General features: G+C 35.4%; 9 protein-coding genes. All 9 read right to left on the reverse strand.

Features of this window, described 5'->3' with window-relative positions; translation table 11 throughout:
- Positions 1 to 5: 5 nt before the first annotated feature.
- The 9 genes from H0Z29_08580 to gcvT all read right to left on the reverse strand — a co-directional run bounded on the left by H0Z29_08580 (position 6) and on the right by gcvT (position 12,858).
- Positions 6 to 1,145: a DegT/DnrJ/EryC1/StrS family aminotransferase gene (locus H0Z29_08580; protein MBO8131552.1), complete on the reverse strand. Its 1,140-nt coding sequence runs from the start codon at positions 1,143 to 1,145 to the stop codon at positions 6 to 8.
- Between the two features lie 77 nt (positions 1,146 to 1,222).
- On the reverse strand, positions 1,223 to 3,001 hold the full coding sequence (locus H0Z29_08585; protein ID MBO8131553.1) for an SLC13 family permease: 1,779 nt from the start codon (positions 2,999 to 3,001) through the stop codon (positions 1,223 to 1,225).
- Between the two features lies 1 nt (position 3,002).
- Positions 3,003 to 5,009, reverse strand: a complete 2,007-nt coding sequence (cysC, locus tag H0Z29_08590; protein ID MBO8131554.1) for an adenylyl-sulfate kinase — start codon at positions 5,007 to 5,009, stop codon at positions 3,003 to 3,005.
- Complete coding sequence (locus H0Z29_08595) at positions 5,006 to 5,380, reverse strand: four helix bundle protein (protein MBO8131555.1); 375 nt, start codon at positions 5,378 to 5,380, stop codon at positions 5,006 to 5,008. Before H0Z29_08595 ends, cysC begins: the two co-directional genes overlap by 4 nt.
- A 147-nt stretch (positions 5,381 to 5,527) precedes the next feature.
- Entirely contained in the window at positions 5,528 to 7,912 is a 2,385-nt protein-coding gene (locus H0Z29_08600; protein MBO8131556.1) for a polysaccharide biosynthesis tyrosine autokinase, read from the reverse strand.
- A complete protein-coding gene (locus tag H0Z29_08605) occupies positions 7,909 to 8,850 on the reverse strand; it encodes a flippase-like domain-containing protein (GenBank protein ID MBO8131557.1) in 942 nt (313 codons plus the stop codon). Before H0Z29_08605 ends, H0Z29_08600 begins: the two co-directional genes overlap by 4 nt.
- A gap of 38 nt (positions 8,851 to 8,888) precedes the next feature.
- On the reverse strand, positions 8,889 to 9,521 hold the full coding sequence (locus H0Z29_08610) for a hypothetical protein (protein MBO8131558.1): 633 nt from the start codon (positions 9,519 to 9,521) through the stop codon (positions 8,889 to 8,891).
- A gap of 18 nt (positions 9,522 to 9,539) precedes the next feature.
- Positions 9,540 to 11,765, reverse strand: coding sequence for a DNA translocase FtsK (locus tag H0Z29_08615; GenBank protein ID MBO8131559.1), 2,226 nt, complete (start codon positions 11,763 to 11,765; stop codon positions 9,540 to 9,542).
- Positions 11,758 to 12,858, reverse strand: coding sequence for a glycine cleavage system aminomethyltransferase GcvT (gene gcvT / locus H0Z29_08620; protein MBO8131560.1), 1,101 nt, complete (start codon positions 12,856 to 12,858; stop codon positions 11,758 to 11,760). Before gcvT ends, H0Z29_08615 begins: the two co-directional genes overlap by 8 nt.
- Position 12,859: the final 1 nt, after the last annotated feature.

Consider the following 12,859-nt stretch of genomic DNA (forward strand, 5'->3'; position numbering starts at 1 on the left):
TATTATTAGTTATCATAAAATTCATAAATCTTTTCCACTATATAATTTTGCTGCTCCCTTGTCAGACCTGGGAAAATCGGTATTGCCAGTGAATGTTTTGCCAGGTATTCAGATACTGGAAAATCTCCCTCCCTATAACCAAGATATTTAAAGCACTCCTGTAAATGAAAAGGTATGGGGTAATAGATTTCACACCCAATTTTATTATTTAATAGATAATCTTTCAATTCGTCTCTTCTATCGGGAACAACGATCACATATTGATTAAAAATATGAAAAGAAAAATCATAAACGACGGTTGGCGTTCTAATACAGCTGTTTTTAAATTTTTCATTATAGTATTTTGCATTCTCCTGCCTTATCCTGTGCCACTCATCCAGTTTTTTTAATTTAATTCTCAAAATTCCAGCCTGAATTTCATCAAGTCTAAAATTACCCCCAACCATAGTATGATAATATTTGGGATGAGCACCATGGTTTCTCAACTTTTTTATCCTATCTGCTAAGTCTCCATCGTTCGTCGTAACCAAACCACCATCACCCATACAGCCGAGATTTTTACTTGGGAAAAAGGAAAAACACCCTATAAGCCCAATAGAACCAGCTCTTCTAATACCATACTTAGATGGATATCTCGCACCTATTGATTGAGCAGCATCTTCTATAACAGGTATTCCATACTCTGATGCTATATCAAGAACCTCATCCATTTTACAACATTGACCAAAGAGATGTACGACGATAATAGCCTTTACTTTTTTTATTTTATCACTATTTTTCTCAAACCATTCCTTTAATTTTTCTGGATCAATGTTAAACGTATCTTTTTCTACATCGATAAATACCGGAGTCGCCGATAATCTTGCAATTACACCCGCTGTAGCAAAGAATGAATAGTTGCTGGTAATCACAATGTCACCATGACCCACATCAAGAGCCATAAGTGAAACTAAAAGAGCATCAGAACCAGAAGAGACACCAATAGCATATTTTGCTTCGCAGTAGTTCGCTATTTCTTTTTCGAACTCTTCAACTTCGGGACCTAAAATATAACGGCATGAATCAACTATTTTGGTTATCTTCTCCAAAAGTTGATCCCTTATCGGCTCGTTCTGAAATCTCAAATCCAATAAAGGTACCTTCATCTCTACCTCATAGTGTATAAAAAGCTTACAAATCCGATAAAAAATTTAATATAACAACATCATCCAAAATTGATGATTTACATATAGAATAGTAACCATGCTATAATTGTTACTGCAATACCGACAAAAATATTCATTAAAACGCCAATTTTTATAAAATCCATGAACTTATATCCACCAGGTCCATACACCATAAGATTTGTTTGGTATCCAATAGGAGTTGCAAAACTGGCTGACGCAGCAATAGCAAGAACAATGAAAAGAGGTCTTGGATTCATGCCGGCAATAGTCGCCGTCGAGTATGCTATTGGGAACATGATTGCAGCCGCGGCATTGTTCGTAATAAGCTCTGTATATATACTTGTCAGAAAAAATATTCCAGCTATAACACCAACTTCACCAAAAATTTGCAAATTTCCAATAATGCCCTTTGCAATGAGTTGTGCCAATCCAGAGTTTTCCAGCGCCTTCCCTATACCAAAAGAGCTTGCAATAATCAGTAGAACATTTAAATCCACAGAGTCCTTTGCTCTATCTAAACTGATAACTCCCACGCCAACCAGTAATACTGCAGCTAATGAAGCAGCCAGAATAAGCGGCAGGATTTTTAAACTCGCAACGATTATCATTAAAACAAATACAACCGCGGAAAAAATAATTTTCCACTTTGGTTTTGAATAAACATCAACACTTTTCGAAACCAGAGAAAAATCTGATTTATTATACCATTTCTTGTCAAAACCATCTTTGGCAAGAAGAAGTAAAGTATCACCGGCTCTTACTACAATATCACCAACCTTCTGCTTGATTCTCTCCCCGCTTCTATGAATTGCAAGTATTACAGCATCATAGACACTTCTGAAGTTACTTTCTCTTATATTTTTCCCAACAAGATTGGAAGATTGAGAAACCACTGCTTCATAAAGTTTTAACACATCGGAATCATAATTCGAAAGGTCAAACTCACTATCCTTCACAACTTCCAAACCAGGTATTTTCTGCAAATCAACAATAGTCTCAGGAAGCCCTGTGAAAAATAACCTATCTCCTTCATATATTTTTTCATCCGGTGATACAGGGGCAATTATTTCTCCCTGTCTTTCAATCTGAAATAAAAATAATCCCTTAAGATGACGTAATCCAGCGGCATGAATTGTCTTTCCGATATGTGGAAATTGAGAATTTACCTTCATTTCAGTAACAAATTCTCTGGCATTTTGGCCAAGGTTCTGAATTATATCTTTACGATCAGGAAGTACTCTTTTCCCAATGAATGCAACCCATAGAATACCCAATAATGCAATCGGCAACCCAATCTTGGTAATTTCAAAAAATCCAAAACCTTCTATTCCTCTTTGAATCATCATACCATGAACTACTAAATTTGTACTTGTCCCTATAAGTGTACATACACCACCTAAAATTGCTGCATATGAAATAGGTATTAAAATTCTGGATGGAGCAATATCATTTTTCCTTGCCCACCTTTTAACAGCAGGTATTAAAGCTGCAACAACAGGAGTATTATTTATAAAGGCTGAAATAAAAGAAACAGGGAACATAAATCTGATATATGTTCTGACTCCGATACCACCTCTGCCTTTTAATAAAATATTAATTATGTTATCTATAAGTCCAGATGCTTGTAGGGATGTACTGATTACATATAAAATAGCGACAGTGAGCATCCCTGTATTTGAAAAACCTGCAAAAGCTTCTCTTATATTAATTACACCACCTAAGGTTAATAAGATAAGGGCAGTAAATACCGTGTATGAAGGCTTAAAATATTCCTTTATAAGAAAAAATGACATTAAGATTAAAATTGTAGCTGTATAAATCAACTGGAAATTCATATTAGAACTGGTCAGGGTTTATAATCATATTGGCTTTTAGATAATCAATAATTTTCTTAACAGATTCGTTTACATCTAACCTATCAGTTTCGATTACTATTTCAGGGTTATCAGGTTCTTCATAAGGAGCTGATATCCCTGTAAATTCTTTTATCTCTCCCAATCTGGCTTTTTTATATAATCCCTTTACGTCTCTTTTTTCACATATCTCAAGCGGAGCTTTTACATACACTTCAATAAACTCACCTTCTTTTAAAAGATTTCTTGCTCTTTGTCTATCTTTTTTATATGGAGATATAAAAGAGGTAATGACAATAAATCCGGCGTCAGCAAAAAGTTTTGCTACCTCCCCAATTCTGCGGATATTTTCTTCTCTATCCTCAGGTGAAAAACCGAGGTCACTATTTAGCCCATGTCTTATATTATCACCATCAAGAATATAAACATTACATCCAGCATCAAAAAGTCTCCTTTGCAACTCAGTAGCAATGGTCGACTTTCCACTCCCCGAAAGACCTGTCAACCATATTACAACTGCCCTATGTCCGTTCCTTTTTTCCCTATCCTCCTTCATTATTTTGGTATCATGCCAAATCACAATCTTTTCATCTTTATTATTATTTTTCTGGTAATAATCCATCAAAATATCAGCCACCTCTTTTCTCATAACCCGTTCATCAATGGGTTTCCCTTCCTGCAATCTTTTACGAAGCTCCTTCCCAGATATTGAAATGATTTTATAACCTTTATCCTTGTATTCGTCAACAAGCCTCACCTTTCCCAGTTCTTCAAAATACGCAGCATATCCAACTCTAAAAGGTTTTATTTCAAGTTTTCCACGTAATTTATCAAACTTCTCTTGAGCCTCAAAGTCACCCCATATTGGAGTCCCATCGTCAAAGGGAGCGTCAGCATGTTTCCTCCCAATTATGATATCCGTAAACCCATAATTCTGCCTATAAATTGCATGCATAATTGCTTCTTTGGGACCAGCATAAAACATTTTCATATCCATTGCAATCAATATCACCTGATCCGTTAGATCATAGCCAACCTTTTTCCATAGCTCATCATCCTTGTCTCCAAGACCAAGTAATTTATTCTCTATTAAGGTAATATATGTTTCCATTCGTACTTCAGCTGGGACATCGTCACTTTTTGTTGCTCCTATCAGTGGGTTCAGTGCAGCTCCCGCAAAATATCCTTGTCTTGTAAGTTGCTCAAGCGCATATACTATTGTGTATTCATGTGCTCTGTGCAATGCATTTCTTGTCTGAAATGCTACAATCCTATCCCACCCTCTCTTTTTGAATAAATTCCTTGTCTGACGAGGTGACATCAAATATTTTTCATATTTATTTGATCTTGGCCTTCGGAACGCCCATATTTTTCCACCTATAAGGTAATCCCTTGGATCATCATTAAATATTCTTGCCCCTGGATGGTCAGTTCTTTCTGTTTGATAGACAATACAATTGTATTTCCTTTTATCAAAATAAAAAATGTCTTCAATTTTCAATAGACCTATTATTTCTCCTTTTTCTGTCCTTACCAGGACAGTATCCCCCTCCTGAAAATTTTCTATCTCTTCTGTCGAAGTAGGGAACGATATAGGAATTGTCCATGCGTATCTCTGTCCATTCCTTACTATCACCTCCTCATCTAAAACTCTATTAAACTCTTCAGAATTCATTGGTCCTTCAAGAGGTGATAAAACACCATCCGCAATTCTATAAAATATAGAAACATCAGCATCCGATATACTGTAAATCTTAAAATCTTTAGAATTTTTAATAATATAATCTTTCTCATAATCTGGCAGGAATCTATCTACAAGGCCACATCCTCCATGTGGTTTTGGTATCGTCTTGTATTCACGAAGTCGCCGAAGGCGATTTCCCGAAGGGCAAGCGAAGCGCAGAGTGAATACTTTGTTAGGAGCTGTGGCGTTCCTTCGTGAATACAACATTGCAAAATGAAGATTGCAATGTGCAAATTGCAAAGTCATTTTCCCCCTCCTTTCGCAGTGATTACCGATTTTGCAACAATTTTGATCAATTCGTTTGATTCAGCCAATAATGGTTGTAGCTCATTGCCAGAAATTAAGTCGCTTCTCTCCACCAGTTTCAGCCAATATAAAGACTCTCGTAATTCCTTCAAGACGAGTTGCATCTTATCTATAAAATCGGCTCTACTTTCTGCTCCACATGCCTCTTCATAATTTGCCCCAGAAGACGAAGCAGCTCGCATTAGCTGATTTGCTATGTACCGTCCCACAGCAGTCCTTTTAAGTCTAACTGTCAATTTAATGCTACTTGCTGCGAACTCTAATAGCCGTTCTGATAAATCGCTTCTATTTTTGCATTTTTCAATTTGCATTCTGCATTCTGCATTGAGACATTGCGCTTAACGACATTAAACTCCTCCGTCTATACAAAATAAGTTGTCTACAGTAAAGTATTTTAATTTCTTGTTAGGGTTTGTTATAGATCTATATAGCAAAATATAACTATACTACCTTTTGCTTTATCGAATCTTCGACCTAAATATATTCCTGGTTAGCTCACTGCCTGTCTTCTTCTTTCTTTTCTTTTTCTTTCCCCCGTCGCCATAGTAATGGTAGTAATAATAGTAGTAACTACCATATCCAGCCGAAACACTCACCTCATTCAATACTGCCCCTATGACATTACAATTAACGTGTGATAGTAATTCCATGGTACGTTGTAACGCTGCCGAATCAGTTTTGTTTGCCCTGACAACAAGTACAATACCATCTGTTATTTTCGCCAGAACGGTCGCATCGGTTACCGCTATTACTGGAGGTGTATCAAATATTATAATATCATATGTCTTTTTCAATTCTTCTAAAATCACCAGCATTCTATTTGAGGCAAGTAATTCAGATGGGTTTGGCGGTGTCTCACCACATGGAACTAAATAAAGATTATCTATTTCTGTTTCACTAATTACATTATTTAAAGGCACCATATCAAGAATTGCATGTGCTATTCCGGGTTCCTTCGATATACCAAACACCTTATGGAGTATTGGCTTTCTAAGGTCTGAATCAATCAATATTGTTTTTCTACCCAAATTGGCAAAAGTAATTGCTAAATTAGCTGCTGTTGTTGACTTTCCTTCACCGGGACCGGAACTCGACACAATCATCGTCTGAACGGGCTTGTCCGGGCTTGAGAATTGAATGTTTGTTCGCAGTGTTCTGTATGACTCAGCAACAGAGGATTTTGGATCGTAGTGCGTCACTAGCCTGGCTTTCAAACTCTCTCCACTTTCATAATCCTGCGATACCTTCTGAAATTTATCTAAAGCAGTTCTGACATCTATCTCAGGCACAATCCCTATCGCTGATAAACCATAATTTTGTAACTCCTCTGCGGTCTTTATAGATCTATCAAAATATTCCCTAACAAAGGCAAAACCAACACCTAAAAATACACCTACAAGTAACCCAAGTATAAGGTTTAATTTTTTATTGGGCTTTACAGGCTTTTCCGGTGGTATAGCAGGGTCAACTATTCTCACATTACTCATCTTACTTGCTTCAGTAATTCTTGATTCCTGATACTTTGTCTTTAGTAGCATATATAACTTATCATTTACCTGTCTTTCTCTATCAAGGCGAGCATACATTAAACTCTTCTCAGGGAGTTTATTAAATTCTTTGTTATATCTATCTACCATATTTTTATATTCTTTGGACTTTGTTTCAAGCTCAATTAACGCTACCTGATTAAAAAAAACATCCCTCACTAATTCCATCGATATTTTAGACTGGTCTTCGGTAGTTATACCATAATTGGTCATTCTCTGTGCTTCAGCAACTAATTTCTCTTTTAACTGATTTATCCTTTTGTCATATTCTCTTATCACATCACTATTTGGTTCATACCCGTGAGTAACAATTGCAGCTGCTTTCTCGGCTTCCACTTCCGCTATCACTTTTTTTAATTGCTCTATAAGAGGATTAGAAATATTTATTGCTTCCTGTACAATCCACTTCTCTCTTTCGTTCAATAGTCTTTGTTGATTATCTAATTTTTTTCTCAAAGCCTGAACCTGGGCTACAGTAGCATAGTATTCCGCTTCAATTGAGGTCATCTGGTCTATTAATGTCTTCGCAGCCTCCTCAAGTGCAAAGACACCCTGCTTTTCTTGAAATTCTTTTAACCTTTCCTCAGCTCTTTGCAAATCCCTTTCAACTTTTTTTAGTTGCTCTTCAAGAAAATTCTTGGTTTCTACTACCTCGCTCCTGTTAAACTCAAGGTCCATTTCATAATATTCCTGAGCAATCGTATTGGCGATTAGCGACGCCTCCACCGGATCAAAAGAACGCACTATAATGCGAATTGCCTCTGTCTCTCTAATAGGCTCTATCTTCATAGATTCGTGAAGCTTCTTTACAAAATATCTATCTAAGGTATCCTCTTCAGCTAGCTCTTCCCCAGCACCAAATATTCTTTTTACTGCATCTTTTAGACCAGCTAATCTTTCCATTATATTCAAGCCAGGTGTTTTAAGCTCTCTTGTTTCAAGAAGGTACAGACTATCAGAATATGGTGAATTCTTTAAAGATTTTATTACTCTTCTTCCAAGAGCAAAACTTTTCAATACCTCCACTTCATTATTTACCTTCAAATATTGACTGGGCATAAATGGTGATGTGAAAAGAGTAGCCTGCCCCTGAGGGGAAACAAGCATCACAAGAGCCTTCGCTTCATATTGAGGTGGAGCGGTAAATGTAAAATAAACAGTAGCAGCTAGAACAATTAATATTATCGTTATGATAATCCATCTATTCCTATATAAGACACTAATATAGTCCCTCAGACTTATCTCTTTCTCATCAAAACCATTCTGTGATTTTATATTTAAATTATCACCATTCATTTATATCCACCATAAATTTCCACATTTCTTAACCTTACGTTTAACTTAATAAAATAATACAATCCAAGCAACGTTAATGTGACAAATCCCACACCATGTAATACAATAGAAAATCCCTGGGAAACATCTCTCGAATAACCTAAATATAACATCACTCCTATTACTCCTGCATGAAAAGTACCAATATATCCGGGAGCAGATGGTATAGAAACTGCGATAGAAGATGCAAAAAACAATAAAATAATTTCTTTAAATCCAATATATATATTATACGATAAACCAATGGTATATATAAACAAAATACTCAGAAACCAAACCAAAAAGGAAAAAAAGGCTAAACTCACCTTTCTTTTAACCATAATCAACGATCTCAAACCACCCAATAATTTTAAAATTCTTTCCCCAATCCCTTTATCCAATTTATTGATTTGATTTACAATCATTGAGTAATTCTTCTCTCTTATAAACAAAAAAATATAACCTAAAACTAACAAAAACACAAATAATATCAATCCGTATATAGCAATAGTATTTATCCACACAGGTATATCATGTATTAACAGTAAAGCAAGTAAGAATATAGTTATAAACACTATCGTATCAATCGTTCTTTCTACAATAACCGTCCCGAATATCGACATTTTAGACGTATTTTCATTATCACCCAATACGTATGCGCGTAATATTTCACCCATTCTGAAAGGAAACACATTATTCCCAAAATAACCTATGGCAGTAGCACCAAAAACCTTACGCAAATCTATTACCTTGACTTCATCCAGAATTATCTTCCATCTTACTGCCCTAAAAAATATATTCACAATTTGTAATATTATAGAAAGTACAAGCATAAAAATATTTACATCTGATAAACTTTTAGCAAACTGTGAAAAGTCAAAATTCTTGAAACCCAGGTAAATCCCAAGAGCACTTATCATCAAACCGACTATAGTCCTAACAAAATTTTTGCTAATCTTTAACCTCTTAAATCAACAAGAGTTTTTATAAATAGATTTTTTGTATCGAATAAATCTTCAGGAACATTTGTAAATTGGGTTTTGTATATTTTCATAACATATCTTACATGTTCTATATCTATGTAGCTGATTTCCCGAATCTCGCTACTACCTTCATCAATCAAAACTTTTATGTCTTTAAAATATAGCTCACCATACCTATAGCTTAAATTTAAAACCCTATTATGTTTCATCTCTTCGATAGAAAGCAATCTAAAATTTCTATAGTTTCCGATAAATATATCATGCACAAGTCTTAATGCTGATGTGGTATCGAAATTTTCCACAACTAGTTGACTATCGTTATATGTGTAGGTATATAAATATTTACCATTACAAATAATTACCTGATCAGGAAAATCGATACGAAACTTATTCCGATTGATATACAGTAAGCACCTCTCAACAGAACTCGTATCATCGTTGTCTATTTGTATTGCCTCAATATCTAACTTCACATTGTTTTGAACAAAATACTTATTCCTAATTGACGAAAATTCCTTCTCCAATAGCTGAGATTGAGCAGATATCAAAGATACCATTAGAATAAAATATAAAAATACATATCCTTTTATAAAAAATTTGCCAATCATCTTATATCTAATATTTTATTAAAAATTATTTTCTTCTTTATCTTCGTTATCTAATCCTTCAAGATAATCCTCTCCTACAAGAACATCCCGTGGTTTACTACCAATCGCAGGTCCTACTATACCAGCCATCTCAAGCTGATCCATAATGCGCGCTGCCCTTGCAAAACCAATTTTCAATCTTCTTTGTAACAACGAAATCGAACCTTGCTGATGCATTATGACCAACTTCATTGCTTTCTCAAAGAGAGGGTCTCTCTCTCCGCCACCATAAAATTCTTCCTGTTCCTGATAATCGGGATTCTTCAGCTCCATTTCTTCAGGTTGAGGCTGCTTTATAATATGAGCAAGTATTCTTTCAACCTCATCAAGAGAGATAAAAGCGTTGTGGAGGCGCTGAGGTTCAGGATTTGTACTCGTAACAATCAACATGTCACCTCTACCAAGCAATTTCTCTGCACCATTTGCATCAATTATTGTTCGAGAGTCAACCTTCGATGCTACCTGAAAAGCAATCCTCGATGGAAAATTAGCCTTAATCAATCCAGTGATTACATCAACTGAGGGTCTCTGAGTTGCAATAACAAGGTGTATTCCAACAGCCCTTGACATTTGTGCCAATCTTGTTATCGGATCTTCCACCTCCTTTGATGACATTAGCATTAAGTCAGCCAGTTCATCTATTATTACAACAATATAGGGTAATAGTTCACCATCAAATTGCCCCAATTTTACTTTGTTATTGTACTCCTCTATATTTCGAACAACTGCATTGGCTAAAATATCATACCTTCTTTCCATTTCCGCTTCTACTGCACGCAATGCCACCAAAGCATTATCTGCACGCGTTATCACATCTTCATCAATATACTCGCAGGTCAACAAATGATAGCCCTTAAGAGCCCTGTATAATGATAACTCTAATTTCTTGGGATCTATCAGTAAAAATTTCACCTCATTAGGATAAGCTTTAAACAGAATTGAAGCTATTATTGTGTTTATACACACACTCTTACCAGATCCCGTAGCACCTGCAATCAATAAATGTGGCATTGTCGCTAAATCAAAAACACAAACATCTCCGGAAGTGGTTTTACCAAGTGCAATTGTAACTTTAGATTTTGCTTTTTGAAATTTTTCTGAGCTGATTATCTCACGTAAATAGACCAGAGCTGGTTTCCGATTTGGAATTTCCACTCCAACCACTGAAGTCCCAGGAATTGGTGCTACTATCCTTATTCGCTTTGCTTTTAAAACTCTTGCTAAATCATCTGCAAGAGCAGCTATCCTGCCTACACGAACTCCCGATGCAGGCTCTACTTCATATCTCGTAATGATAGGACCAGGGGACACATTTACTACCTTACCACTAAGGCCAAAAGTCTCTAAGGTTTCTTCAAGTATTCTTGAATTTTCTGTTATTTCTTCTTTTGAAATTAATTTTTCTTCTCCCTTAGGCTCATTTAAAAGTTCTATCGGTGGTAATTTATAATTTGCTTTAGTTTCATCACTTCTTACAGCTTCTATGTCTTTCTTGTGCTCAGCTACTACTTTTGGTTCATATTTTTCAACTATCTTTTCATTTTCTTTGGATATTAATTGCTCAATAGTTTCACTTCTTTTCACATCAACATCTTTGTTGATTATTTGATCCTTAAACTCAGTTTTTCTGACCTTTTTTTCTTCTCTAATCTTTTTCAATTTTGCTGGTCTTTCGTACCTCCTCCAGAAAATTAACTTTTCAATTGGACTATAAAAACTCCAGCTAAAATATCCTCTTATATCAACAAGTACAACAATCACAAGAAATATTATAGTGCCTATAAAACCAAGAAAATCATATATCATTCGACAAAGCATTCCTCCCAATAATCCACTATATCTAAAACCAACAAGCCCATATATTCCACTCCTAACAGATGGTAAGGACAAAAATATTGATGTGACAAGCGCTAATATCAAGATATAAACTGTAAATCTTAGAAGGCTTTTAAAATTTCTATTCGCAAAGACCCACCATCCCCACAGTATGAGCAACAATGGTATTACATAACTCGCTACACCTATAGTATACTTAATAAGGTAATGTGAAACATAGACACCAAGTATCCCCATCCAATTGTGTATCCTTACGTCTTTTGGAATTGATGGTTCTTCTAAAGGATCATACGAAATAAGACTAAGGAAAAGGAAAATCCCGAGTGCTATTAAAAGAATTCCTAATATTTCCTGTCTTCTTCTATCCATATGTCCGGGGCTTCATAAAAGGCGGTTTAACCACCTCCATCTCTAACCTTTTACCCCGGTAATCTATATAAATTTTATTTCCAATTCCACTATATTCTTTTAAAACATAACCAAGTCCTATTGGCTTATTCAAAACCGGCGATATGCTACCACTTGTCACAAAGCCAATTTCTCTATCATCTATATAAATCTTATAACCGTGTCTTGGAATACCTTTATCTTTTACTACAAAGGCAACCAGTTTCCTCTTTGGACCATTTTCCTTCTCTTTTATGAGAATTTTTCTCCCAATAAAATCTCCTTTATTAAAATCAACAATCCATCCGAGTCCAGCTTCTATAGGATTGGTATTCTCATCTATATCATTACCGTAAAGGCAGTATTTCATTTCTAATCGAAGTGTATCTCTGGCACCAAGTCCTGCCGGTTTCAGACCATATTTTTCCCCTACATCAAGCAGCACATCCCATATCTTACAACTGTCCTCAATATTATGAAAAATCTCATAACCTACCTCTCCCGTATAACCCGTTCTTGAGATTATTACATCCACACCGGCAACCCTGCCATTACAGAAATGGTAATAATTCAGTTCCTCAAGATTTATATCGCTAATTTCCCCAAGTATATACGTTGATTTTGGACCCTGAACAGCTATTAAGCCTGCCTTATCGGATATATTTTTTAATTCAACCCCACTTATCAAATTTTTTTGAAGCCATAAGAAGTCTTTATCTATATTAGAAGCATTAACCACCATTAAAAAATAATCATTAAATCTGTATACAATAATATCGTCAACGATTCCAGAGTTCTCATAACACATTGCACTGTATTGAGCCTGACCAGGGATTAATTTAGAAACATTATTGACAGTAATATAATTTAAAAATTCCTCACTCTTTTCACCCGAAATATAAAATTCTCCCATATGAGATACATCAAATAAACCTGCATTATTTCTCACATTTAAATGTTCATCAACAATACTTGTATACTGAAGGGGCATCAAAAATCCGGCAAAGGGGATCACTTTAGCTCCCAGTTCAACATGCCTATCGTAAAGAGCTGTTTTCTTTAACTCTTCTATCATA

The organism is Candidatus Neomarinimicrobiota bacterium, from assembly GCA_017656425.1.
In the GTDB taxonomy this organism is placed as follows: domain Bacteria; phylum Fidelibacterota; class UBA2242; order UBA2242; family B5-G15; genus JACDNV01.

Bases quoted from the DNA above. Each gene is read 5' to 3' on its own strand.
- cysC (MBO8131554.1), bottom strand. From the start codon at position 5,009: ATGACTTTGCAATTTGCACATTGCAATCTTCATTTTGCAATGTTGTAT.
- H0Z29_08600 (MBO8131556.1), bottom strand. From the start codon at position 7,912: ATGAATGGTGATAATTTAAATATAAAATCACAGAATGGTTTTGATGAG.
- H0Z29_08610 (MBO8131558.1), bottom strand. From the start codon at position 9,521: ATGATTGGCAAATTTTTTATAAAAGGATATGTATTTTTATATTTTATT.
- gcvT (MBO8131560.1), bottom strand. From the start codon at position 12,858: ATGATAGAAGAGTTAAAGAAAACAGCTCTTTACGATAGGCATGTTGAA.
- H0Z29_08585 (MBO8131553.1), bottom strand. From the start codon at position 3,001: ATGAATTTCCAGTTGATTTATACAGCTACAATTTTAATCTTAATGTCA.
- H0Z29_08615 (MBO8131559.1), bottom strand. From the start codon at position 11,765: ATGGATAGAAGAAGACAGGAAATATTAGGAATTCTTTTAATAGCACTC.
- H0Z29_08605 (MBO8131557.1), bottom strand. From the start codon at position 8,850: ATGATAAGTGCTCTTGGGATTTACCTGGGTTTCAAGAATTTTGACTTT.
- H0Z29_08580 (MBO8131552.1), bottom strand. From the start codon at position 1,145: ATGAAGGTACCTTTATTGGATTTGAGATTTCAGAACGAGCCGATAAGG.
- H0Z29_08595 (MBO8131555.1), bottom strand. From the start codon at position 5,380: ATGCAAATTGAAAAATGCAAAAATAGAAGCGATTTATCAGAACGGCTA.